Consider the following 22,716-nt stretch of genomic DNA (forward strand, 5'->3'; position numbering starts at 1 on the left):
CTCCGGGTGCGGGCGGCGTCCCGGCGAAGGGCACCATCGGCCGCTCTGTCCGGTCGATGGTGCCCTTCGCGCGGAACGGGGCGCGCTCAGGCGCGGGTGCGCTCGGCGTCCGTGGTGGTCGCGGCGGGCTCGTCCGGCACGTCGGTCGTGATCCGGTCCAGCTCGCGGCCCGCGGTCTCGGGCGCCGCCACCCACATGAAGACCACCGCGGCCACGACGAGCAGGCCGAGCAGCGTGAACGTCAGCGGCAGGCCGAGCACCGGCCAGAGCACGCTGCCGAACAGCAGCGGGGCGAAGCCGGTGATCGCCCGGCTCGAGGACGACGCCCAGCCGAAGCCCGAGGCGCGCAGCTCGGTCGGGTAGAGCTCGGAGACGTAGGCGTACATGACCGGGATGACGATCAGCGCGAACATCCCGAACGCGCCGATCGCGATGACGGCGAGCGTCGGCGTGCCGAGCAGCAGGGAGAACAGGACCAGGGTCGCCGAGGCCACGGGGCCGGCGATGGCGATGACGCGCTTGCGGCCGTAGCGGTCGACGACCAGCACCGAGATCGCGACACCGACGATGCCCAGCGCGTTCATCAGGGTCGTCGAGGCGAACGCGGCGATCTCGCCGAAGCCCTGCGCCCGCAGGATCGAGGGCATCCAGCTCAGCGCGGCGTAGTAGACGAGCATGACCGCGATGAACAGCGACCACGCGACCGCGGTGATCTTCGGGTTGAACGCCCAGACGCGGCGCAGCTGGTCGACCGCGGCGGCCCAGGCGCCGCCCCGCTTGTCCTCGGCGACGGCGGCCGGGATGACGTAGGGCTCGGGGGTGGTGCCGGTGCGGGCGACGAGGTCGTCGATCACGACACGCGCCTCGTCCTCACGGCCCATCCGCGAGAGGTAGAGCGGCGACTCCGGCACGCCGCGGCGGATCCAGAACAGCAGCAGCGCCGGCAGGATCATCAGCACGAGCATCCAGCGCCAGTTGCCGTCGACGGGGACGAGCAGCGTCGCCGAGACGCCGGCAAGGGTGGCGCCGATCGGCCACCAGCCGTCCATCGCCGAGAGCACGCGCCCGCGGCTCTTGCGCGGCGAGAACTCGCTGACGATCGCGTAGTCCACCGGGATGCAGCCGCCGAGCCCGACGCCGGCGAGGAAGCGCAGCGCCAGGAACATCTCGATGTTCGGCGAGAGGGCCCCGAGCACCGAGAACAGCGCGAAGATCAGCAGCGTGATGCTGAAGGCCTTCTTGCGCCCGATGCGGTCGGCCACCGTGCCCCAGGCGACGGCGCCGACGGCCATGCCGATGAGGTTCGCCGTCGCGACGAGGCCCTTCTGGCCCGCCGTGAGCCCGAACTCGGTGCCGACCAGCGGGGTGAGGAACCCGTTGAGGGCGACGTCCCAGGCGTCGAACATGTAGCCGAGGCCGCCGATGAGGAAGATCTTCCCCTGGACTCCCCAGCGCCAGGGCAGGTCCTGGACGATCTGGTCTCCGGTGCGCATTGCGTTCGCTCCCGTCGCGGGTGGGTGGTTGATCGGTCCGCGCGTCAGCGGGCGAACTGGTAGTGGATGGACTCGGTGTCGGGGTCGTGCAGCGGGCTGCCGTTCCACAGCCAGTCGTACGACAGGTCGGACTCGCCGTCGAAGCGGCGCAGCTTCTCGTCGCGTTCGCGCTGCTCCGGGCCGTCGGGCAGGTGGTAGAAGGCCATGTTCTGCAGCGAGGCGTCCTGCACCATCCCGGCGTGCTTGGCGCGCCGGTCGACGTAGCGCACGAGCGCGGCGTCGATGCCGTCGCGGGTCACCCGGCCCAGCTCCTCGGCCAGCACGGCGGCGTCCTCCATCGACTGGGACGCGCCCTGGGCCTGGTACGGGAGCATGGCGTGGCAGGCGTCGCCGAGCAGCGCCACCCGGCCGTCGACCCACACCGGGTCGCGGCGCCGCCGGTACATCGCCCACACCGAGACGTCCTCGGGCTTGGCCTTCGAGAGCATCGCCGGGACGCGGTCGTCCCAGTCGCCGAAGTCGGCCGCGAGCTGCTCGGGCGTCGCCGGGCCGCTCCAGTCGCGCTCGATGGTGTCGGTGCACGGCACGATCGCGACGACGTTGAGGTACTGCCCGCCGCGGATGATGTAGTGCACGAGGTGCTTGTCGGGCCCGTACCAGATCGTGGAGTGGTAGCGGTCGACGAGGAAGCGGGTGGCCGGGTCCGCGGCGATCAGGTCGCCGGGGATCAGGGCGCGGTAGGCCATCTCGCCGGAGAACACGAGCGAGTCCTCGAAACCGGCGAGGTCGCGCACCGCCGAGCGGATGCCGTCGGCGCCGACGAGCACGTCGCCGGCGAAGCGGCGCCCGTCCTCGGCGACCGCGACCGGCCGCGACGGGTCGGTGCGGTCCAGCTCGACGACCTTCGCGCCGGTCGCGAGGACGACCGTCGGGCCCGGGAGCTCGGGGTCGGCGCAGGCGTCGAGCAGCACGCGGTGCAGGTCGGCGCGGTGGTAGTGCCAGTACGGGGCGCCGTACTGGTCGATGACCCGCTGGCCCAGGGGCAGCTGGGCGATGATGCTGCCGTCCGCCCAGCGCCGGCGGACCTGGTCCTCGGGCTGGGTCCGGATCGCCTCGAGCTGGGGGCGCAGCCCCAGCCCGATCAGGATGCGGCTCGCGTTGGGGGCGGTCTGGATGCCGGCGCCGATCTCGCCCAGCTCCGGCGCGGCCTCCACGACGGTGACCCGCAGGCCCCGCTGGCGCAGGGACAGCGCCGCGCAGAGCCCGCCCAGACCTCCGCCGACGATGGTGACCTCGAACGACTGGCTCGCCATCTGGCCGCCTCCCGGTGTCGCACTTCACGTTCGCTCGAGTTCAATCCGAGCACGTACTATCCGAGGACGCAATACCTGGGCGCATCTCGAAACGAACCCGTCACGGAATCAGGGGCCGGCGGGAGGAGCCGGCTCCGCCCGGGGAACCCGGGGTGTTGGTCCGCGCGGACCCCTCAGAGCGCGTCGCGCTCGGCGACGCGCTCCCACTGCTGCCCGAGGTCGTTGAGCAGGGACGCGATCTGCGGGCGCTGCTCGGGCGGGCAGCCGTCGAGCAGTGCCTCGTCGAGGGCGCGGGCGCGGCGGTTGGTCTCGGCGAGGGCCGCGGCGCCGTCCTCGGTGAGCGTCAGGACCTTCGCCCGCGCGTCGTGCGGCGCGGCCGTGCGCGTGATGAGCCCGCGGCGCTCCATGCGGCGGCAGACGTCGGCCATCGTCGAGGTGTCGAGGGCGACCGCACCGGCCAGGGCGGTCTGGTCGGCGTCGGGGTGGGCCCGGATCGCCGAGAGCACGGCGAACTGCGGGCCGGTGAGCACGGCGTCGACGTGACGGTTCCAGGCCGCGAGGTAGGCCTGGTAGAGCCGCCGCGCGCCGTAGCCGGGGGCCGCCACGAGGTCCGGGGGCGGACTCATCCGCACCCGGCCCCGGGCTCCGCCCTGGCCGCCGTTCGCGCTCGCCGACCTGGTCACGGCCCACCTCGTCATCCGGTCCTCGGGCGCATCCGGTCCCGGGACGGTCCCCCTGGCCCCGTCCGCCGCACCCGCCCCAGATAGTACGTGCCCGGAACGGATGGAGCCCGTCCGACGGCCACCTCCTCGCGCATCCCGGGATGCCGACTACCGCCCGGCGGTCGCCCCGTCCGTCGCGAACGACGGGTCGCGACCCAGCCACGCGATCAACCGGACGGTCGGCGCGGCGTCGCCGGCGACGGCGACGGGCGGCCCGAACGGGATCGGCCCGCCGCGGGGCTCGGCCGGCAGCACCCGGCGCGCAGTGTCCTCGATCGCGGCGGCGAGGTCGTCGTCGAGCCCTGCGGTGCGGCCGGTGGCCGCCGCGAGGTCCCAGGCGTGGACGGTGAGCTCCTGGACGTAGCCGAACCCGACGAACCGGCCCGGCATCGTGCCCCAGGGGACGGTGAGGACGCGGTCGAGCACCGCGGCGTCGGGGCCGTCGAGACCCCACGACGCGTCGACGTCGGCGCGCGCGGCGGTCAGCTCGGCGAGGTGGCGGCCCGCGGCGACCTCGGGCATGGAATCGATCTCGGAGAACAGGCCCCCGGCGCCGACGTGGGCGATGCGGCGGTGCACGCCGACGAGGTGGTCGAGCAGGGTGCGGACGTCCCAGTCGTCGCACGGGGTGGGGCGGTCGAGGGCGTCGGGCGCGGTGCCGGCGACCAGGTCGCCGACCTGGTCGAGGGCGCGGGTGAGCAGGGGGCGGGGGTCGGGAGCGGTCATGTCGATCTCCTTCTCGGGGTTCGTTGTCAGCCGGCCACGCGCAGGAGGAGCGCGGTCCAGGTGCGGTAGGGGCGGAGGCGCTCGATCAGGTCGTCGAGCGGGTCGTCGGGGTGGCGGTCGTGGATCCGGGCGAGCACGGCGCGGCAGCGGGGCTCGTCGGGGAACTCGTCGACGACGCCGCACGCGCGCAGCCAGATCCCCGACGCCCAGAACTCGCCGATCCCGCGCAACCGGCGCAGCGCCGCGCGGGCACCGTCCGGGCCCAGGGCGCGCAGCCGCGCGACCTCGAGGTCGCCGGCCAGCGCGGCGTCGGCGATCCCGTGCAGGCGGTGCACCTTCTCCTGCGCGAGCCCCGGGAACTCCTGCAGCGCGCGCAGGGCCTCGGGCCGGGGGAACGCGTCGACCTCGGCGCCGGCGACGGAGAGCACCTCGCCGTGCGCGACCGAGAGCCGCCGGAAGATCGTGCCGGCCTGGCGCCTGCTGATCCGCGCCGAGATCACGCCCCACGCCGCGGCCTCGTAGGGCGCGCCGAAGAGCGTCGGCCGCAGGCCGCGGTGCTCGTCCATCAGCGCGCCGACGGCCGGGACGCGCCGCCCGACCTCGGGGTAGTCGCGGGCGTCGTGGTCCAGCGAGAGCAGGCGCGCGATCTGGGCGAGCGCGACCTCCTCCGCGCCGTCGGCGCCGGCGATCTCGACGTGCACCTCGGCGTCGGGCCCGGCCTGGCGCAGGGCGAAGGCCACGGGGCGCTGGTCGCCGTCGAGCGGGGCGGTGAGGCGCAGGGGCTCTCCGGGTCCGGGCGTGTGCCGCGTGATCGGGTCCCAGCGCCCGACGAAGTCGCGGGTGCGCTCGAGGTCGAACGGGCCGAGCGGCCGGAGGATGTGCGCGGCGGCGGTGCCCACGGTGGGGGCGGTGGTGGCGGCGGTCATGAGGAGCATGCTGCTCGCCGATACACGCCACCTACTGTCCTGTTTCTCGGGCATTCTCGACGACGTGCGCTCGGACCGTCTGCTCGCCACGCTGCTGCTCCTGCAGAGCCACGGACGCCTGCCCGCGCCCGAGATCGCCCGGCGCCTGGAGGTCTCGAGGCGCACGGTGTCCCGCGACGTCGAGGCGCTCTCGGCGGCGGGGGTGCCGGTGTACTGCGAGCGCGGACGCCACGGGGGCGTCGCCCTGCTCGAGGGCTACCGCACCGACGTCACCGGCATGACCGACGAGGAGCTGCGCGCCCTCGTGGCGCTCGGGTCGTCGGCCGACGGGGGCGCGCTCGGGTCCTCGCTGGCCTCGGCGTCGCGCAAGCTGCTGGCCGCGCTGCCCGACGCCCGGCGCGAGGGGGTCGACCGCGCCCGGCGGCGCCTGCTCGTCGAGCACCAGGGGTGGCGGCGCGCGCCCGAGGAGCTGCCCGCGCTTCCGGCGCTGGACGCCGCGCTCGTCGCCGACGAGCGCGTGCGGCTGCGGTACGCGACGGGCGACGCGGCGCACGCCACGTGGCGCACCGTCGACCCGTACGGGCTGGTCAGCAAGGCCGGCACCTGGTACCTCGTCGCGGCGCACCGTGGTCAGCCCAAGATGTACCGCGTCAGCCGGGTGCGGGCCGTGGCCGCCACCGGGACGCCTGCGCGGCGCCCCGACGAGCGCGACCTCGCCGAGGTGTGGGCCGAGCTCCGCGAGCGCCTCGAGACGCCGACCGCCGAGGTCGAGGTCCGGCTCCTCGTCGACCCGGCGTGGGCGCCGACCCTGCGCCGCGTCCACCTGGCCGTGCTCGCCGGTCCGTGGCGCACCGAGGGCATCGCCCCCGACGGGCGGGAGATCCTCGTGGCACCGTTCCGGTCGCTCATCGGCGCCCGGGCCGGCCTCCTGGGCTACGGCGAGGCGGTCGAGGTGCTCGAGCCGGCGGCGCTGCGCGAGGAGATGGCCGACGCCGCGGCGCGGGTGGTGGCGATGTACACGGCGGTGGAGAGAGCCCGACCTGTGATCCCGTGGGCAACTCTGCCGGAGTCGTCCGTGCCGAATGTCCTGGGCGCCGATTAGGGTCACGCGCCATGACGACGGTGTTGGTGACCGGTGGCGGCGAACGACTGGCAGAGGTGGCGAAGGCCATCGAGGCGGCCGGGGCGGAGACCACGGTGGTCGACACCCTGGACCGCCTGGGCGAGGCCGTCCGCGACAAGACGTTCGACGGGTACGTGCAGCTGCCGGTGGCGATGACCCCGCGGACCGGCGGCAGCCTCGTCTCCCGCGTCGAGCAGTTCCTGTCCGAGGGCCTGCTCAGCCGTTTCCGGGCCGCCGAGACGGTGCTGCCGACGCTGGCCGAGTCGGCGAACGTCCTGCTCGTCGGTGGGCAGACGAACGTCGACTCCGACGCGCCCGACGACCAGGAGGCGCGGACCGCGCTGATGCGGGTGCTCGCCCACGCCCTGCGGGCCGAGCGCGCCCCGAGCCACCTGCGGGTGCGCACGGCCGGGCCCGAGTGGTCCGCGACGGACATCGCCACGAAGATCCTCAGCGAGGGCGGGAGCGAGTCGGACGCCGACCAGACCGGCGAGCGCCAGGCCATCGGCAAGGCCTACGCCGACTGGCGCGCCGAGGTCCTCGGGCTCGTGCGGGTCGAGTTCTGACCTCGCGGCGCAGCCGTCGGTGACCCCGGAGCCGGTCGCCTACGGCAGCGCCGAGCCCTGGCGGTACTCCTCCCACGGGATCGTCCAGTCGGCGATGTCCCCGTCACGGGTGGTCAGCGGGCGGCTGGAGCCGACGATCTCCACCGGGTCGCCCATCTGCACCCAGTTGTAGAAGAACTCGCCGTTGGCCGGGGACAGGTTGACGCAGCCGTGCGAGACGTTGCGGCGCCCCTGGGCGCTGACCGAGTCCGGGTTGACGTGCACGAACTCGCCGTTGTTCGAGATGCGGACGGCCAGCGGCAGGTTCTGGTCGTAGAACCCGGGCTGGCCCTCGCCCGGGCCGCCCCACGTGTCCGAGCGCATCCGCTTGACCTCGTGCTTCTCGAACGCGACGTGGACGCCGTACTGCGTCGGGTAGATGTCGCGGCCGTAGGACGCCGGCAGGCTCCGCAGCTCCTGCCCGTCCTGGTAGAGCACGAGGGTGTGGGCGTTCACGTCGCCGCGAGCGCGCTGGTCGCGGCCGACGGTGAAGGAGAACGAGCGGTCCTCGGCGCCGTAGAGGCCCTCGCCGCCGTCGACGCCGAACAGGCGCGCCTCGACGGTGACCTGCGTGCCGGGGCGCCAGTACTCCTTCGGGCGCCAGTTGAGCTGCTCGTCGGACATCCACCGGAAGGAGCCCTCGGTGGGCACCGAGGTGGCGACCGAGACGCGCCGTTCGACCGCCGCGCGGTCGGTGACCGGCGCGTCGAAGGTGATCGAGATCGGCATGGCGACGCCGACGGTCTGACCGTCGGTGGGCCGGATGCTCGCGATCTCCAGCGTCTGCTCGGGGTCGACCGTGCGGAAGGTCTGGTCGAGCGGGGCGCCGGGGCCGCCGCGCTCGTCGACGCCGACGGCCTGCACCCGGTACTCGGTGCCGTAGGCCAGCGTGGCGCTGGTCCAGCGCGTGCCGGTCGGGTCGAGGGTGCCGGTGAGGGCGGGCGCGCCCGCGGGCGTGACGGTGACCGAGGTCAGCCGCCCGCCCGCCGCCGACACGACGAGCGGCTCGGCGGGCGCGACGTCCACCGCGCCCGGCGCCACCGAGGCGGCGAGCGCGACCGGGGGCACGGGCGGCGGCGGGGCCGACGTCACCCCGGCGCAGCCACCCAGCAGGGCGACCAACGCCAGCAGGACCACGATCGGTCCCGTCGACGCCCGATCGAGCCCATGTCCCCGCGCTCCACGAGCGCGCTCCGTCCTCGCCACACCGCCCCCAAATCCCGTTCCGGGGAGATTCTCCCCGGACATCCTCATCCGAGCGAGACGCCGGGGACGCTCTGCGGGTTGCGTGTCGCGGGTGTCGAATCGGTCTCGGTCCCGCTGCGCGGCGTGGCGTCACCGTGTGTCGGATCGGACAGACCGGACACTGTGCCGAACGGGTGAGTCTGATGCTCTCGTCTCAGGGCTGTCTCAGGCCGTGCGGTCACACTGTCCGACATGCGCATCCTCGTCGCGGACGACGACCGGGCCGTGCGGGACTCCCTGCGCCGCTCGCTCGCCTTCAACGGCTACCAGGTCGAGCTCGCGGCGGACGGGCAGCAGGCGCTGGACGCCATGTCCGGCGAGAACGGCCAGCGCCCCGACGCCCTCGTGCTCGACGTGATGATGCCGCGGGTCGACGGCCTCGAGGTGTGCCGGCGGCTGCGCAACGCCGGCGACGACATCCCCGTGCTGGTGCTCACCGCCCGCGAGGCGGTCTCCGACCGCGTGGCGGGCCTCGACGCCGGCGCCGACGACTACCTCGCCAAGCCCTTCGCGCTCGAGGAGCTCCTCGCCCGGCTGCGGGCGCTGCTGCGTCGCCGGGTGCCCGACGAGCCGGGCACTCCCGACCCCGAGCCCCTGCGCTTCGCCGACCTCTCGCTCGACCCCGTCACCCGCGAGGTCCGCCGCGGCGAGCGCCCGATCAGCCTCACGCGCACCGAGTTCTCGCTGCTCGAGCTGTTCATGGCCAACCCGCGCCGCGTTCTGACGCGCAGCCGCATCCTCGAGGACGTCTGGGGCTACGACTTCCCGACCACCGGCAACGCCCTCGAGGTCTACGTCGGCTACCTGCGCCGCAAGACCGAGGCGGAGGCCGAGCCCCGCCTCATCCACACCGTCCGCGGGGTCGGCTACGTCCTGCGCGAGACACCGCCCTGACCCGTGAGCGAAGTTCACGGCTATGGCCGGGAACTTCGCTCACGTCAGCTGCGCGGGATCCAGAAGCGCAGGAGCGCGCCGCCCTCGGGGGCGCGGCCGGCGGAGACGCCGCCGTGGTGGCGCTCGGCGACCTGGGCGACGATCGAGAGCCCGAGCCCCGAGCCGCTCATCGTGCGGGCGTCCAGCGAGCGGTAGAAGCGCTCGAAGACCAGGTCGAGCTCCTCGTCGGCGATCCCGGGGCCCGCGTCGGCCACCTCGAGCACCGCGGTGCCGGGACGTTCCGGGGCGACGCCGGCCCGCAGCGTCACCCGCACCGTTCCGCCCGGCGGGCTCCACTTGGCGGCGTTGTCGAGCAGGTTGAGGGCCGCGCGCTCGAGGGCGTTGGCGTCCCCGGTGACCTCGCACGACGCGAGGTCGACGTCGAAGGTCACGTTCTCGGCCACGCCGCGGCGCCGGGCCCGGTCGAGCGCGCGCTCCACGACGTCGGCGAGGTCGAGGGGCTCGGCGGCCACCTCGGGCGGGTCGTCGCGGGCGAGCTCGACGACGTCGCCGATGAGGTTGGCGAGCTCATCGACCTGCGCGCGCAGGTCGGCCTGCAGCTCGGCGCGGTCCTGCTCGGAGAGCCGGGGCGCGTCGGGACGCTGCGACGCCTGCTCGGACGCCATCAGCAGCTCGAGGTTCGTCCGCAGCGAGGTCAGCGGCGTGCGCAGCTCGTGCCCGGCGTCGGCCACGAGCCGGCGTTGTCGGTCGATGGACGACGAGAGCGCTGCGAGCATCGCATTGAAACTGCTGGTCAGGCGGGCGATCTCGTCGCCTCCGGTGACCGGGATCGGACGCAGGTCGCCGGTGCGGGCGACGCGCTCGGTCGCCGAGATCAGCCGCTCGACGGGCCGGAGCCCGGCGCGGGCGATGGCCACGCCGGTCAGCGCGGCGAGCAGGACGCCCGAGGCGCCGGCGACGAGGAGCACGACGGCGAGCTTCGACAGCGTCCGCCGCGTCGGGTCGAGCTCCTGGGCCAGCACGAGCGCCCGGTCCTCGCCCGCGTAGACGGCGACGACCCGGTAGACCTCGCCGTCGATCACCCCGGTGCGCACCGACGTCGGCGGGTTCTGGCGGGCGGCGGACACCTCGGCGGCGCCGAGGGGCGGGCTGCTGCCCCGCAGCGTCACGAACTCGCCGCCGGCGGTCACGATCGCCACCCGCACCTCGCCGGCGGCGAGCGCGTCGGACGAGACCCTCAGCAGCAGCGACGGATCGGCGAGGTCACCGGACGCCGCGACCGTCGCGCGCTGCACCAGGCTCTCGTCGAGCTGGTCGTAGAGCGCGCGCTGCGCGGTGAAGAACACCGCGGCGGCGATCAGCGCGACGAGCAGCCCGCCGCCGACCGAGACGAGGATGCCCACCCGCCGGCGCAGCGGGATGCCCTGCAGGACGTGGCGGATGAGGCCGGGCGGGGCCTCCTCCTCGTCGTCGCGCCGCTCGCCGGGCGGACCGGTGGGTGCCACGGACCCGTCGGCCGAGGTGTGGGCCGGGTCCTCGAGGGTCGTCCGGCCACCGCTCGTCGGGCCGGCTCCGAGACGCTCCACCCCACCAGCTTCCCCCATGAGGTCGACGGCGCCCGTGTGGGCGAAGCACGGGGTCGGTGCGAGAGGCTGGGGGGATGAGCGAGAACGACGCCGCGTCCGCCGCCCCGGGAGGGTCCGGCCCGTCGGGATCCGACGTGCCGCCCGGACCGACGTCCACCGCTCCCACGGGCCCCGCGTCGACGCCGTCGTCCACAGCGACGGGCCCGACGGCCACAGGTCCCGACGGCGGTGACGGCCCGGCCGGCCGCCCGGCCGGGCCCGGCGGTGTGCGCTGGGCCGAGGGCACGGGCCGCGAGTACGACACCCAGCCCGGGACACAGGCCACCGGCGGTGCCTCGCCCTACAGCGCGCCCACCCAGGTCACCCAGCAGCCCCAGGGCCTCGGGCCCTCCGGCGCGGCCGGTGCGGCCGGTGCGACGGCCTTCGGCCCGATGCCGTCCTACCCCGCGACCGCGCCGCAGACCCGCGAGGCGCCCGTCGGCACCTACGACGGTCCGGGTGGCTACGGCGGACAGGGGAGCTACGGCGGCCCCGCCCAGGGCCCGCCGACCGATCACGGTGGGTACGGCTGGGGCGCCACGGGCGCCGGGCCCGCCACCCCGCCCGGCGGGCACCCCCGCGACCCGGGCGGCGGCTGGGGCGGCGGCGGAGCCCCCGGGGGCGGCGGACCCACCCCGCCGCGGCGGCGGCCCGGGACCCTCGCGCTGGTCGCCCTGGCGCTGGTCGCGGGCCTCATCGGCGGCGCCCTGTCGGCCGTGGCCATCGGCGGCATCGGCGGCTCGTCGAGCTCCTCGCAGGGCACCGCGCTCGACGAGCCCGTGCCGAACGAGGGACCCACCGACGCGGAGCCCGGGTCGATCGAGGCGGTGGCGGCCAACGTGCTGCCCAGCGCCGTGCAGATCCGTGGCGCGGCCGGCGAGGGCTCGGGGGTCGTGCTCTCGGCCGACGGCCTGATCATGACCAACAACCACGTCCTGCAGGCCGGCCAGGGCGGTGGCCTGGAGGCGATCTTCTCCGACGGCCGCGCCGCGCCCGTCCAGATCGTCGGCACCGCACCGGCGGCGGACATCGCGGTCGTGCGGGCGAGCGGCGTCACCAACCTGCGGGCCGCGAGCCTCGGCAACTCCGACGAGCTGTCGCAGGGCCAGACCGTCATCGCGGTCGGCTCCCCGCTGGGGCTCTCCGGCACGGTGACCACCGGCATCATCAGTGCGCTCCAGCGCCCCGTGCAGGCCGGCGGCTCCGGCTCGGGCCAGAGCAGCGTCCTCGACGCGATCCAGACCGACGCGGCGATCAACCCCGGCAACTCCGGCGGCCCGCTCGTCGACGATCAGGGCCGCGTGATCGGGGTCAACACCGCGATCGCCAGCGTCACGGGCGGCACGGGCCAGGAGGCCGGCTCGATCGGCCTCGGGTTCGCGATCCCGATCAACCAGGCGCGCCGCCTGGCCACCGAGCTCGTCGACACCGGCCAGGCGACCCAGGCCGTCATCGGCGTCGGGGTGGCCGACGCCCAGCCGCGCGGCGCCGCGATGGCCGACGTGCAGCCGGGATCGCCCGCCCAGACGGCGGGCATCGTCGCCGGCGACGTCGTCGTCGGCGTGGACAACCGCGTGATCGAGGACGCCAACGCGTTCGTCGCGGCGATCCAGTCGCGGCCGCCGGGGCAGACCGTCACCCTCGCCCTGCAGACGCCCGGCGGGGCCCCGCGGCAGGTCACCGTCACGCTCGGGAGCCGGGTGATCGGCGGGCGCTGAGGCCCGCCGGCCCGCCCCGACGTCAGGCGGGGACGAGCTCCACGAAGCACCGCTCGCCCTCGGCGCGCGCGACGACGACGAGGCCGGCCTCGGCCGCCACGTCGTCCACGGCGAGCGGTCCGAGCACGGCCCAGGGGAACCAGGGGCCGCCGTCGACGAAGGGGTCGAGGACGGTCAGCGGGTCCGCCGAGGTGTCGGCCGTCTCGGTGGTCTCCAGGTAGGCCGTGCCGCACCAGAGGGCGGCACCGGCCTCGAGCTCGAGCAGCACGCTGCCGCCGTCGGCGAGCAGGGCGCGGCAGCGGCGCAGCAATGTGACCGGGTCCCCGCCGATGCCGATGTTGCCGTCGGCGAGCACGACGTGCTGCCAGCGGCCCTCGCCCGGCAGGCGCTCGAACGCGTCGCGGTGCAGCACGGCGGCGCCGCGCTCGAGGCAGCGCTGGATGGCCTGCACGGACACGTCGACACCCAGGGCCGGCACGCCGCGGTCCGCGAGCGCCACCACCAGGCGGCCGGGGCCGCAGCCGAGGTCGAGCGTCGGGCCGGTGCACCGCCCGAGCAGCCAGGCGTCGTCGTCGTCGGCGTCGTCGTGCCAGCGCTGGACGGCGAGCGGCAGCACGACCCCGTCGCCACGCACCAGGCGCTGGCAGTGGCCCGCGAGGGCGGCGTCGAACACCGAGCCCGCGTCGGCCGGGCGCGCCTGGAGGAACAGGGCGGCCTCGTCGGGGGCGGACGTCACGCGGGTCATCGTGGGAGGCCTCCGGAAAGGGGGAGCAGGTCCGAGACCGCACGGGCGAAGCGGCCGGAGGGGACGAGGTCGGCGACGGCGACGGCGTCGTCAGGGGTGTCGACGTCCGAGAGCGGCGGCAGCTCGAGCACCCGGGCGGGTGAGAGCCCCGGGTGGCCCGCGCGCAGCGCCGAGAGGGTGGCCACACCGGTGTCGTCCCGCGAGGTGGGGACGTCGGCGATGTGCCGGGCCCGGCGCGGTTCGGCGAGGGCCAGGGCCCACCACCCGCCGTCGAGGGCGAGGCCCAGGGCGGCGTCCGCGTCGGCGGTGACGAGGTCGAGCGCATCGGTGAGCAGCGCGGCGTCCACCTGGGGGGTGTCCATCCCGATCTGCACGCTCACCGCGGCGGGGAAGAGCTCGGCGACGTCGGCGTGCGCCGCGGTGATCCGCTCGCCCAGGGTGTCGCCGCGCTGGGGGACGACGACGGTGCCGGCCAGCGCGTCGACCAGCTCGGCGCGGCGCTCCGCCCGGGCGACGTCACCCTCGAGGGCCACGACGACGCGGGCGTCGGGCACCGAGCGGGCGGCGTCGAGCGTGTCGAGCAGGGCCGCGGCGGCGATGCCGGCCGCACCGGCCGGGGTCGCCGCGGGGATGAGCCGGGTCTTCGCCCGGCCGGCCACAGGGGCCTTCGCGAGGACGAGGACGACCCTCGTCACCGGCGCAGTGGTCCGCATGGTGGGCGCGTTCGTGCGCGGGCTCGTGATCGGTTCGACCGACCCGCTCATCGGGTGGTGCTGCGGCCGTCGATGCGCCCGGCGGTCGCCGGACGGGTGCGAGCGACGGCCTTGGCCATGTCCCGCACCGCGCGCACGGTGCCGCGCACGGAGCCGGAGACCTTCGACCGCCCGCCCGCCCGCGGCCGGTAGGCGACGTCGACCTCGCGGATGCGCCAGCGGGCCGCGCCTGCACGGATGAGCAGCTCGAGGGGATAGCCGAAGGCGCGGTCGGTGATCCCGAGGTCGAGCAGGGCCTGCCGGCGGGCGACGCGGATCGGGGCGATGTCGCGCACGCCCACCCCGCGGGCCCGCATGAGGCCGGAGAGCACGAGGTTCCCGGCCCGCGCGTGCCAGGGCCAGACCCCGCGCGACGAGGGGACGCGGCGGCCGACGACGAGGTCGGCGTCGGTGTCGAGCAGCAGGCGCACCATGGCCGGGAGCTCGGCCGGGTCGAGGGAGCCGTCGGCGTCGATCACGGCGACCACGTCGGTGCGCGTCGCCTCCAGGCCGGTGTGCACCGCCGCGCCGTAGCCCTTGCGGGCCTCCCGGACGACGAGGGCGCCGAGGCGCTCGGCGAGCTCGGGGGTGCCGTCGGTCGAGCCGTTGTCGCAGACCACCGCGTCGAACCCCTCGGGCAGGGCGGCGAGGACCCCCGGCAGCGCTTCGACCTCGTCGAGACAGGGCAGCACCACGTCCACGCGACCATCCACCCGGTCACGCTATGAGGTCACCGGTGAGCCCGCCGTTCGGGGTCCGGTCGCCCACGACCGATCGGGACCACACCATCCGCCCCCGGACGGGTGACCAGGGGCGCCCGTGCGGCCCTCCTCACCGGGGGGTCACCGCGCGTCCGTACTGTCCGCCGGTGATGACGACCGTGTTGCGGGACCGCCCCGGCGCCGCCGACGAGCCCTCGTCCACGCCCCGCCGCCCCTTCCGCCTGCGCGGCGACCTGCTGGCGGTCGCCGTGGCATCGCTGCTGGTCACGGCGTCGGCGCTCGTCGGCTGGGCCCTGGTCGACGCCGGCGTGCCCGTGCTCGTCGGCTGGCCCCCGCTGCTGGCGCAGTGGCTCCCGCACGTCGGTCCGGGCACCGTCCCGGCGGTCCTGGTGGCCCTCGTCGTCGCGCTCGGTGGTCCCGCCGTCGCCCGGTCGTGCCGCTGGGGCCCGCTCCTCGCCGTGGCCTACGTCGCGTCACTGGCGTGGACCTTCGCCCTCGCGACGATCGACGGGTGGTTCGTCGGGGTCGCCGAACGGCTGGCGACGCCCACCGAGTACCTCGCCGAGATCCCCCGCACCCCGGACATCGCGGTCTTCCTGCAGACGTTCGCCGAGCGGATCGCGGGGCAGACCCCGGACACGCTGGTGACGCACGCGTCGGGTCACCCGCCCGCGGCGACGATCTTCTACGTCCTGCTCGACCGCGCGGGCTTCCCGGGCGGCGAGTACGCCGGCGCCGTCACGGCGGCGATCGGGGCATCGGCGGTGGTCGCGGTGGCGATCACCCTCGCGGCGCTGGGCGACCGCGACCTCGCCCGCACCTACCTGCCCTTCGGCGTCCTGTTCCCGGGCGCGGTGTGGGTGGGCGTCTCGGCGGACGGGATGTTCGCGGCGATCCTGGCCTGGGGCGTCGCGCTGCTCGCGCTCGGCGCGGTGCGCCGCGGTCTCGGGGGGCACGCGCTGTGCCTGCTCGCGGGCGTCGTCCTCGGGCTCTCGCTCTTCTTCTCCTACGGGCTCGTGCTCGCCGGGCTCCTGCCCGTCGCCGTCGCGCTGGTGAGCCGCCGGATCCTCCCGTTGATCACCGGTGGGATCGGCGCCGCGGCCGTGGTCGCCGCCTTCGCCGCCGCCGGTTTCTGGTGGTACGAGGGCTACGAGCAGGTGACGGTCCGGTACTACCAGGAGGGCGAGTACGGACTCCTGCGCCCGTACGAGTACTGGGCGTGGGGCAACCTCGCGGCGCTGCTGCTGGTGCTCGGCCCGGCCGTCGTCGCGGGCCTGCGGCGCGCGGCGTGGCGTCCGCGCGCCGTGCCGCACGCCCTGCTGGCCCTCGCCGCGGCGGGGCTGATCGCCATCGCCGTCGCCGACCTCTCGGGGCTCTCGAAGTCCGAGGTCGAGCGGATCTGGCTGCCGTTCGCGGTCTGGATCGTGCCCCTCGCCGCCCTGCTCCCGCGCCCGTCGGCGCGCTGGTGGCTGCTCGCCCAGGCCACCCTGGCGCTCGCGATCAACCACCTGCTGCTGACGGTCTGGTAGCTAGCTCGCCGGGTCCTCGCAACGAACGGGTATCTCGCTGCTTCTACGCGCGCGAAGTCCCCGTTCGCGCGCCGCTGGTCAGCCGACGGCGTCGCGCAGCGGGTCCGTGGCGAAGGCGGCGATCCCGTCCGCGAAGCGGGTGCCCGCGCGGTAGCCGAGCAGCTCGGCGGCGCGGGCCGGGTCGGCGGTGACGTGGCGGACGTCGCCGGGTCGCGCGCCGCCGACCACCTGCGGCGCCGGCCCGTCCATGGCGGCGGCGAGCGTCGTCGCCAGGTCGCCGATGGTGCGCACCTCGCCCGAGCACACGTTGAGCGGGACGCAGCGTCCCTCCTCCGCGGGGGTCTCCAACGCGGCGAGGTTGGCCTCGGCGACGTCGCCGACGTGCACGAAGTCCCGGCGCTGGCGGCCGTCCTCCATCACGCGGGGGGCCTCGCCGCGCTCGAGGGACGACCGGAAGATCGACGCGACGCCCGCGTAGGGCGTGTTCTGCGGCATCCGCGGGCCGTAGACGTTGTGGTAGCGCATCGCCCACACCCGCCCGCCGGTGGCGCGCGCCCACGCGACGGCGAGGTGCTCCTGGGCGAGCTTCGTGGCGGCGTAGGTGCTGCGGGGCTCGAGCGGGGCGTCCTCGGGGATCAGCTCACCGCCGAGGTCGCGGCCGCAGTGCGGGCACGGGAGGTCGTAGCGGCCCGCGTCGACGTCGGCCTGGGTGCGCGCGGGGGCCGGGACGACCCCGTGCTCGGGGCAGGAGTAGCGGCCCTCGCCGTAGACGACCATCGAGCTCGCCATCACGAGGTCGCGGTGCCCGGACCGGAACATGGCCGCGAGCAGGACCGACGTCGCGACGTCGTTGTTCTCGGTGAAGTCCGGGCCGTCGTTGGGGTCGACGCCGTGGCCGACCATCGCGGCCTGGTGGCAGACGGTGTCGACCTGGGGGAGCAGCCGGTCGAGCAGGCCCGCGTCGCGGACGTCGCCGTGCACGACCTCGTGGCGGTCGAGCCAGGCGGGCGCCTTGCCCGCCGCGTGCGCCTGGGGGAGCAGGGCGTCGAGCAGCACCGGGGTGTGACCCCGCTCGACCAGCAGATCGGCGATGTGGGAGCCGATGAACCCGGCACCGCCCGTCAGGAGTACGCGCACCCCGGAAACGCTAACGACCGCCCGGCGCCACCGGATCCACCCCTACTACGTTGGGCGCCATGGAGAACCAGCCGCTGCACGGCGGCACGGAGGAGTTGCTGGGGCGAGCCCTCGTCGTCGTCGTCGACGACCGGGTCAGCCGGGGGGAGAGCTCGGACTCGATCGGTCCGCTGGTCACCGAGCTCCTCGGTGAGGCCGGGCTCGTCGTGGACGGGACGATCGTGGTGCCCGGGGAGTCGGTCGCCATCCGCAACGCGCTCAACACCGCGGTGATCGGCGGTGTCGACCTCGTCGTCACCGTCGGCGGCACCGGGGTGTCGCCGCGCGCGGTGACCTCCGACGCGACCGCCGGCGTGCTCGACCGCCCCATCCCCGGCATCGCCGAGGCCATCCGGGCGTCCGGCCTCGCCGCCGGCGCCGTCGACGCCGGGCTCTCGCGCGGGCTGGTCGGTGTCTCGGGCAGCACCCTCGTGGTGAACCTCGCGTCGTCGCGCGCGGCGGTCCGCGACGGCATGGCCACGCTCACGCCGCTGATCTCACACGTGATCGCCGAGCTCTCGGGGATGGAAGAGCACTGAGCTCCGGCGGGCGGGAGGACGCGGAGGAGGCCCGGCGGCGCGCCGCCCGCCGGGCCGCGATCTTCGGCGACGACCCGGTGTCGTCCACCGACGAGCGCGACCCCTCGGACGTCCCGGCGGGCGACGACGACCGTCGCCGCTACGACGCCGAGCGCCCGCCGCACCACGACCGGCCCTGATCCTCATCTGCCCCTGATCCTCATCGCAGGGTCACGGTGACCTCCTCCCGCAGCGACACCGTCGCCACCCGCGCGGCGAGCGCCGCCGGGAGGGCGACCACCACCACGGGCGCCGAGCCCGCCGTGCGCTCGGGCGCGGGGAGCACGGCGAGCACCACCGCGCCGGGGGCGAGGAGAGCGGGGTCGGCCGCGACGGCCCCGGCGTCGTCGGCGCCCGCCGCCACGAGGTCGACGCGCGTCCCCGGCGTGAGCAGCGCGGCCACGCCCGCGTCGGCGAGGCGCACCGGTACTCCGGCGGCGTCGGGCACCCCGGCCGCGGCGACGGCGGCGACCGGGCCCAGCAGCCGGACGTCGGTCAGCGCCTCGCCGGCCCGGACCCCGCCGACCACCTGACGCCCGGCGACCGCGCCCGGCTCGGCGAACGCCCCGGCCGGCACCAGCTCGCCCGGGAGCAGCCGCACCGCCACGTCCGCGGGGCCGAGCGCGACCCCCGGCGCGAGGTCGCGGGCGGCGACGAGCACGGGCGTGCCGGCCGGCGCGACCGACGGCGCCGCGAGGAGCCCGAGCGCGAGCACCACGAGCAGCCCGGCGGCGGCGCGCCGCAGCGCCACGGTCCGTCGCCACCCCGGCGGCGGCAGCCGCCACCGTCGAGGGCCCTGCCTGGTCTCGTCCGCCACGGTCCCGACGCTAGGGCGGGCGCCCGCGGGACACCCAGTCCTGTCTGTGGGCCTGTGGACGCATCCGGACGATGGGGACGGCGGCCGGACCAACCGCCCGTGGCCGTCGACCGTGCGGTGATCATCCCGACCAGCGGCCCGGCGCGGCGGGCGCACCGGACCGGGCGGTAGTTTGCGGCCGAGGGCGACCCGTCCACGGGGGGCCGGGAGCGGGAAGAGGCGGGCGCTGGCATGGCCGTGGTGCTCGTGCTCCTGGCCACGATCGCCAACGCGATGGCCCTCGTCCTGCAGCGCAAGGCGGCGCAGGACAGCGCCCGTTCCCGCGGGATCAGCGCCGGCACCCTGCGCGACATGGTCCAGCGGCCCGCGTGGCTGGTCGGGACCTCGATCTTCTGCGTCGCGGTCGGGCTGCAGGCGGTCGCGCTGAGCCTCGGGTCGATCGCCCTGGTGCAGCCCGTGCTGGTCATGGAGCTGCCGTTCACGCTGCTGCTCGGTTGGTTCGTGCTCGGCGGTGCGCTGCGGCGGCGCGAGTGGATCGCCGTGGCGATCATGTCCATCGGTCTCGTCGTCCTGCTCGTCAGCCTGCAGCCCAGCGGTGGCGACGCCCTGGGCGCCGGGGCCGTGACGTGGATCCTCGGCACGATCGTGACCCTGGGCCTCCTGGGCGGGGCCAGCACGATCGCCGAGCGGTCGCGTCCCGTGGCCCGCGCCGCCTGGTACGGCATCGCCGCCGGCATCGGCTCGGGCTTCGTGGCGGTGATCGTCAAGGCGATGTCCGAGGCGCTGGCGCTCGGCGGGATCGGCGGGGTGCTGACGACCTGGCAGAGCTACCTGCTCCTGCCCGTCGCGCCGGCGGCGTTCCTGACGCTCCAGTACGCGCTGCGGGCGGGGCGTCTGCTCGCGTCCCAGCCGGGCCTGATCCTCGGCAACCCGCTGCTCTCGTCGACGTGGGGCATCTGGCTGCTCGGCGAGGAGGTCAACGGCGGCGCGGCCCTGCTCGGCGGGTTCGTCGGGGCCGGCCTGATGACGGTGGGCGTGTTCCTGTTGTCGCGCTCGCCGCTGCTGGCGGCCCAGGAGGGCGGTCCGCGGGACACCTCGGGGACGAGCCCCGGGTCCCGTCGCCGACCGCTCTGATCCTTCTGGACCAGCCCTGAAACCTCGCGGCTGTCACCCGAAAGGGTGGTCCTGCTCGATCAGGGGAACCATCCGGGCGTGTGAGCCGTCATACAGGGTGCGAGGACCTCGATGCCGGCCGCTGGGGAGCGGGTGGGCGTCGGGCAGGTCCGGGACGTCGGCTCGGGGCCGATGTCCCGGACCACCCCTCGACCCTCTCCGGGCAGGTTCCAGGCCCTCAGGCCGACTTCGCGGACGATCCCGACGAGCTCGAGGATCCCGACGACCCGGACGAGCTCGACGCGGTGCTCGAGGTGCTCGAGCCGGAGCTGCTGCCGGAGTCCGACGAGCTCTTCGTCTCGGTCTTGGTGCTCGTCGACTCGCCCGAGCCCTTCGACTCGCCCGAGCCGGACTCCGCCGACGCCGGGGCCTTCTCCGAGTTCGCGCCGGAGCCGGCACGGGCGTCGTTGCGGTAGAAGCCGCTGCCCTTGAAGACGATCCCGACCGACGAGAACACCTTGCGCAGACGTCCGCCGCACACGGGGCACTCGGTCAGCGAGGGGTCGGAGAACGCCTGGACCTGCTCGAAGCGGTGATCGCAAGCGGTGCAGGCGTAGGGGTAGGTCGGCACGTGCACTCCCGTTCTCGTCCGCCCCCGCGGACGGGCGGGGGTGGTGATGTCCGCGCGCAGTGTAGATGGCACTCGCGCCACCCGAGTGCCAACGCCGCGAGGGTCACGGCTGTTCCGTGGGTGGTGGACGCGGCCTCGTCGCCGCGAGCGGGGGGATTTCCTGACGATGAACGTCAGCGTGGCCCCCGGGCTGACCACGACGCCGGCGAGATCGGGAGCGAGGTGACGCCCGCGCGGGGGCGCCAGACGGCGTGGACGGCGACGTCGTGGGGCTCGGCGGGCAGGGGGCCCTCGACCAGCTCGTCGTCGCCCACGAGGGCCACCAGGCGGGTCGCGGCGCCCGTGAGGGGCAGCGTGCGGTCGTAGTGCCCGCCGCCGCGGCCGAGGCGCACGCCGCGGTGGTCGACGGCCAGCGCCGGGACGACGACGAGGCCGGCGTCGGCCACAGCGGAGGGACCCAGGCGCGGTCCCGTGGGCTCGAGGAGGCCGTGGGGTCCGGGACCGAGAGAACCGGGACCCTCGTACGGAGCCCAGTCCAGCGGCGCCCCGCCCACCGTCACGGGCAGGAGCACGCGACGCCCGAGCGCGCGGGCGGCGTCGAGCACGGGCAGCGCGCCGTCGGGGGTCGCGCCCGGCTCGCCGCGCACGGCGACGAACAGGCACACCGGGTCGTCGACCCCGTCGAGCACCCCGGGGAGCCCCGCCGCCAGCGCCGCCGCGTCGGCCCGGCGCGCCTCGTCGGGACGGCCGCGCCGTGCCGCCAGCAGCGGGCGGCGCCACTCGGCCTTCGAGCGGGTCACCCCCGCAGCGTCTCGCCGTCGTCGACGTGGCGCGGCCCCTCGACCGTCACGTCGCCCTCGACGGTGACGTCGGCCCCGAAGGTGACGTCCCCCGAGACGGTCAGCGACGACGCGCGCGCCAGCGACGGCGCCCCGCCCGCGAACCGGCGCTCGAAGTCGTCGAGCATCCCGAACCGGGCCTTCTCCAGGCCGACGGTCGGGAAGTCGGCGCGCGTGGGCACCATCCGGCCGTCGTCGGTGAGGTCGTAGAGGTCCGAGCGCGCGACGAGCAGGTCGTCGGTGGTCTTGACCGGCGCGAACCGGTTGCGCGGCACCTCGATCGCCCGCGCGTCCTCGATCGACCCGATCGCCGCGCCCATCGCGGTCTCGAGCTGCAGCACGGCCGTCGACGACTTGTCCGTGGGGTCGACGGTCTTCTTGTTGACGATCAGTGGCAGGTACGGCGCCGCCGGATCGGCCTGCTGGAGCGTGCGCAGGTGCTCGAGGTCGAACCACAGGTTGTTGGTGTTGAAGAAGCAGAACTGCTCGATGTCGGTGAACGAGTCGTCGCCGTCGGGCACCTGGGCGGTCTCGCGCAGCACGAGGGCGCCGTCGCGGCGGGCGAGGTGCCCGCCCTTGCGGTCCATCGGGGTGCGGCGGGCCACCTCGAGCGCGAACGGCACGCCCTGCTCGGCCATCCACGCCGCGATCCGCACGTCGGGGATCGCGCCGAGGTTGTCGGAGTTCGACACGAAGCACCAGCGCACGCCGGCCGCGAGCAGCGCCTCGAGGGTCCCGGACGCGGCGAGCGCGGTGTAGAGGTCGCCGTGCCCCGGCGGGCACCACTCGAGGCGCGGGTCGGCCGGCCACGAGACGGGGTGCCAGTCGTCGGCGCGCAGCTTGGGCTCGGAGCCCTGCAGGAAGTCCAGCGGCAGCTCGGGGTCCTCGAGGCCCTCGTGCCGGCGCAGCGCGGCGAGCGAGGGCTCGCGGGTGCCCTCGGAGTTCATCACCAGCAGCGGCAGGCGCGCGCCGTGGCGCTCGCGCAGCGCGAGGGTCTGGCGGGCGACGGCGTCGAGGAAGCTCGTGCCGGGCTTGATCTCCAGCAGCGACTTGGGGCCCGCGAGGCCCATGCTCGTGCCGAGGCCGCCGTTGAGCTTGATCACGGCGAGGCGGTCCAGCGCGTCGCGCGCCGCGGCGTCGTCCGGCTCGCCGAGGTCGTCGAGGGCGGGCAGGTCGCCCACCTCGGAGAGCTCGTCCCCGGGCACGACGGCGCTCTCCGGCTTGGCCAGCTGCTCGAGGCGACGGCGGAAGGCCTCGACCTCCGCGGGGTGCGCGTCACGCTCGGTCAGGGTCGCCAGGGCGGCGTCGACGTAGGTCATGCGGCTCTCTCACCAACGGGGCGCGGGACCCGTCCCACGATATCGGGCGCGTCGGTCCCCTCCGCCCGACGCCCGGCGTAGGACGATGGTGCGCATGAGGAGCCG

Annotated in this window: 22 protein-coding genes; 7 read left to right on the top strand and 15 right to left on the bottom strand. The window is 75.4% G+C overall.

Annotation, left to right across the window (positions count from 1 at the left end):
- Nucleotides 1-86: 86 nt before the first annotated feature.
- The 5 genes from PH191_RS02055 to PH191_RS02075 form a co-directional block, all read right to left on the bottom strand.
- Nucleotides 87-1,493 carry an MFS transporter gene (locus PH191_RS02055; protein ID WP_274192970.1) on the bottom strand — a complete coding sequence of 469 codons (1,407 nt, stop codon included), beginning with the start codon at nucleotides 1,491-1,493 and terminating at the stop codon, nucleotides 87-89.
- Between the two features lie 44 nt (nucleotides 1,494-1,537).
- Nucleotides 1,538-2,806, bottom strand: a complete 1,269-nt coding sequence (locus PH191_RS02060) for an FAD-dependent monooxygenase (protein ID WP_274192971.1) — start codon at nucleotides 2,804-2,806, stop codon at nucleotides 1,538-1,540.
- Nucleotides 2,807-2,979: 173 nt separating this feature from the next.
- Nucleotides 2,980-3,489, bottom strand: coding sequence for a MarR family winged helix-turn-helix transcriptional regulator (locus PH191_RS02065; protein ID WP_420791735.1), 510 nt, complete (start codon nucleotides 3,487-3,489; stop codon nucleotides 2,980-2,982).
- 147 nt (nucleotides 3,490-3,636) lie between these two features.
- The gene (locus PH191_RS02070; RefSeq protein WP_274192972.1) at nucleotides 3,637-4,254 is read right to left on the bottom strand and encodes a TIGR03086 family metal-binding protein; all 618 of its coding nucleotides are present in this window, start codon (nucleotides 4,252-4,254) and stop codon (nucleotides 3,637-3,639) included.
- A gap of 26 nt (nucleotides 4,255-4,280) precedes the next feature.
- Nucleotides 4,281-5,180, bottom strand: coding sequence for a DNA-3-methyladenine glycosylase family protein (locus PH191_RS02075; protein WP_274192973.1), 900 nt, complete (start codon nucleotides 5,178-5,180; stop codon nucleotides 4,281-4,283).
- A gap of 64 nt (nucleotides 5,181-5,244) precedes the next feature.
- On the opposite strand from PH191_RS02075, the gene PH191_RS02080 reads away from it, so the two are divergent.
- Both PH191_RS02080 and PH191_RS02085 read left to right on the top strand, forming a co-directional pair.
- Nucleotides 5,245-6,282 (top strand): helix-turn-helix transcriptional regulator, encoded by a 1,038-nt coding sequence (locus tag PH191_RS02080; protein WP_274192974.1) that lies wholly within the window; start codon nucleotides 5,245-5,247, stop codon nucleotides 6,280-6,282.
- Nucleotides 6,283-6,293: 11 nt separating this feature from the next.
- Nucleotides 6,294-6,869 (top strand): hypothetical protein, encoded by a 576-nt coding sequence (locus tag PH191_RS02085; protein WP_274192975.1) that lies wholly within the window; start codon nucleotides 6,294-6,296, stop codon nucleotides 6,867-6,869.
- A 39-nt stretch (nucleotides 6,870-6,908) separates the two neighbouring features.
- Here PH191_RS02085 and PH191_RS02090 read toward each other — a convergent pair whose 3' ends face one another.
- Nucleotides 6,909-8,045, bottom strand: coding sequence for a L,D-transpeptidase (locus PH191_RS02090; protein WP_274192976.1), 1,137 nt, complete (start codon nucleotides 8,043-8,045; stop codon nucleotides 6,909-6,911).
- A gap of 300 nt (nucleotides 8,046-8,345) precedes the next feature.
- Here PH191_RS02090 and PH191_RS02095 point away from each other — a divergent pair, with 300 nt between their 5' ends.
- Nucleotides 8,346-9,047, top strand: coding sequence for a response regulator transcription factor (locus PH191_RS02095; protein WP_274192977.1), 702 nt, complete (start codon nucleotides 8,346-8,348; stop codon nucleotides 9,045-9,047).
- 44 nt (nucleotides 9,048-9,091) lie between these two features.
- Here the strand turns inward: PH191_RS02095 and PH191_RS02100 are convergent, their stop codons facing one another.
- Nucleotides 9,092-10,633 carry a HAMP domain-containing sensor histidine kinase gene (locus PH191_RS02100; protein WP_274192978.1) on the bottom strand — a complete coding sequence of 514 codons (1,542 nt, stop codon included), beginning with the start codon at nucleotides 10,631-10,633 and terminating at the stop codon, nucleotides 9,092-9,094.
- Between the two features lie 74 nt (nucleotides 10,634-10,707).
- On the opposite strand from PH191_RS02100, the gene PH191_RS02105 reads away from it, so the two are divergent.
- The gene (locus tag PH191_RS02105; protein WP_274192979.1) at nucleotides 10,708-12,390 is read left to right on the top strand and encodes a trypsin-like peptidase domain-containing protein; all 1,683 of its coding nucleotides are present in this window, start codon (nucleotides 10,708-10,710) and stop codon (nucleotides 12,388-12,390) included.
- A 22-nt stretch (nucleotides 12,391-12,412) separates the two neighbouring features.
- On the opposite strand, the gene PH191_RS02110 is transcribed toward PH191_RS02105, so the two are convergent.
- From PH191_RS02110 to PH191_RS02120, 3 genes are all read right to left on the bottom strand, one after another.
- Entirely contained in the window at nucleotides 12,413-13,135 is a 723-nt protein-coding gene (locus tag PH191_RS02110; RefSeq protein ID WP_420791736.1) for a class I SAM-dependent methyltransferase, read from the bottom strand.
- Nucleotides 13,132-13,830, bottom strand: a complete 699-nt coding sequence (locus PH191_RS02115; protein ID WP_274192981.1) for a TIGR04282 family arsenosugar biosynthesis glycosyltransferase — start codon at nucleotides 13,828-13,830, stop codon at nucleotides 13,132-13,134. Before PH191_RS02115 ends, PH191_RS02110 begins: the two co-directional genes overlap by 4 nt.
- 65 nt (nucleotides 13,831-13,895) lie before the next feature.
- Nucleotides 13,896-14,588, bottom strand: coding sequence for a glycosyltransferase family 2 protein (locus tag PH191_RS02120; RefSeq protein ID WP_274193654.1), 693 nt, complete (start codon nucleotides 14,586-14,588; stop codon nucleotides 13,896-13,898).
- Between the two features lie 170 nt (nucleotides 14,589-14,758).
- Here PH191_RS02120 and PH191_RS02125 point away from each other — a divergent pair, with 170 nt between their 5' ends.
- Entirely contained in the window at nucleotides 14,759-16,138 is a 1,380-nt protein-coding gene (locus PH191_RS02125) for a hypothetical protein (protein ID WP_274193655.1), read from the top strand.
- A gap of 78 nt (nucleotides 16,139-16,216) precedes the next feature.
- Here PH191_RS02125 and PH191_RS02130 read toward each other — a convergent pair whose 3' ends face one another.
- Nucleotides 16,217-17,275, bottom strand: coding sequence for an NAD-dependent epimerase/dehydratase family protein (locus PH191_RS02130; RefSeq protein WP_274192982.1), 1,059 nt, complete (start codon nucleotides 17,273-17,275; stop codon nucleotides 16,217-16,219).
- 59 nt (nucleotides 17,276-17,334) lie between these two features.
- On the opposite strand from PH191_RS02130, the gene PH191_RS02135 reads away from it, so the two are divergent.
- Nucleotides 17,335-17,853: a MogA/MoaB family molybdenum cofactor biosynthesis protein gene (locus PH191_RS02135; protein WP_274192983.1), complete on the top strand. Its 519-nt coding sequence runs from the start codon at nucleotides 17,335-17,337 to the stop codon at nucleotides 17,851-17,853.
- A gap of 199 nt (nucleotides 17,854-18,052) precedes the next feature.
- Here PH191_RS02135 and PH191_RS02140 read toward each other — a convergent pair whose 3' ends face one another.
- A complete protein-coding gene (locus PH191_RS02140) occupies nucleotides 18,053-18,709 on the bottom strand; it encodes an SAF domain-containing protein (protein ID WP_274192984.1) in 657 nt (218 codons plus the stop codon).
- Nucleotides 18,710-18,940: 231 nt separating this feature from the next.
- On the opposite strand from PH191_RS02140, the gene PH191_RS02145 reads away from it, so the two are divergent.
- Entirely contained in the window at nucleotides 18,941-19,843 is a 903-nt protein-coding gene (locus tag PH191_RS02145) for a DMT family transporter (RefSeq protein ID WP_274192985.1), read from the top strand.
- A gap of 217 nt (nucleotides 19,844-20,060) precedes the next feature.
- Here the strand turns inward: PH191_RS02145 and PH191_RS02150 are convergent, their stop codons facing one another.
- The 3 genes from PH191_RS02150 to PH191_RS02160 all read right to left on the bottom strand — a co-directional run bounded on the left by PH191_RS02150 (nucleotide 20,061) and on the right by PH191_RS02160 (nucleotide 22,611).
- The gene (locus PH191_RS02150; protein WP_274192986.1) at nucleotides 20,061-20,453 is read right to left on the bottom strand and encodes an FmdB family zinc ribbon protein; all 393 of its coding nucleotides are present in this window, start codon (nucleotides 20,451-20,453) and stop codon (nucleotides 20,061-20,063) included.
- Nucleotides 20,454-20,626: 173 nt separating this feature from the next.
- Nucleotides 20,627-21,253 (bottom strand): 5-formyltetrahydrofolate cyclo-ligase, encoded by a 627-nt coding sequence (locus tag PH191_RS02155; RefSeq protein ID WP_274192987.1) that lies wholly within the window; start codon nucleotides 21,251-21,253, stop codon nucleotides 20,627-20,629.
- Nucleotides 21,250-22,611, bottom strand: coding sequence for a UTP--glucose-1-phosphate uridylyltransferase (locus PH191_RS02160; RefSeq protein ID WP_274192988.1), 1,362 nt, complete (start codon nucleotides 22,609-22,611; stop codon nucleotides 21,250-21,252). The genes PH191_RS02155 and PH191_RS02160 overlap by 4 nt, the downstream gene beginning before the upstream one ends.
- Nucleotides 22,612-22,716: the final 105 nt, after the last annotated feature.

It is taken from the genome of Actinomycetospora callitridis (assembly GCF_028737265.1).
GTDB classification, from domain to species: Bacteria; Actinomycetota; Actinomycetes; order Mycobacteriales; family Pseudonocardiaceae; genus Actinomycetospora; species Actinomycetospora callitridis.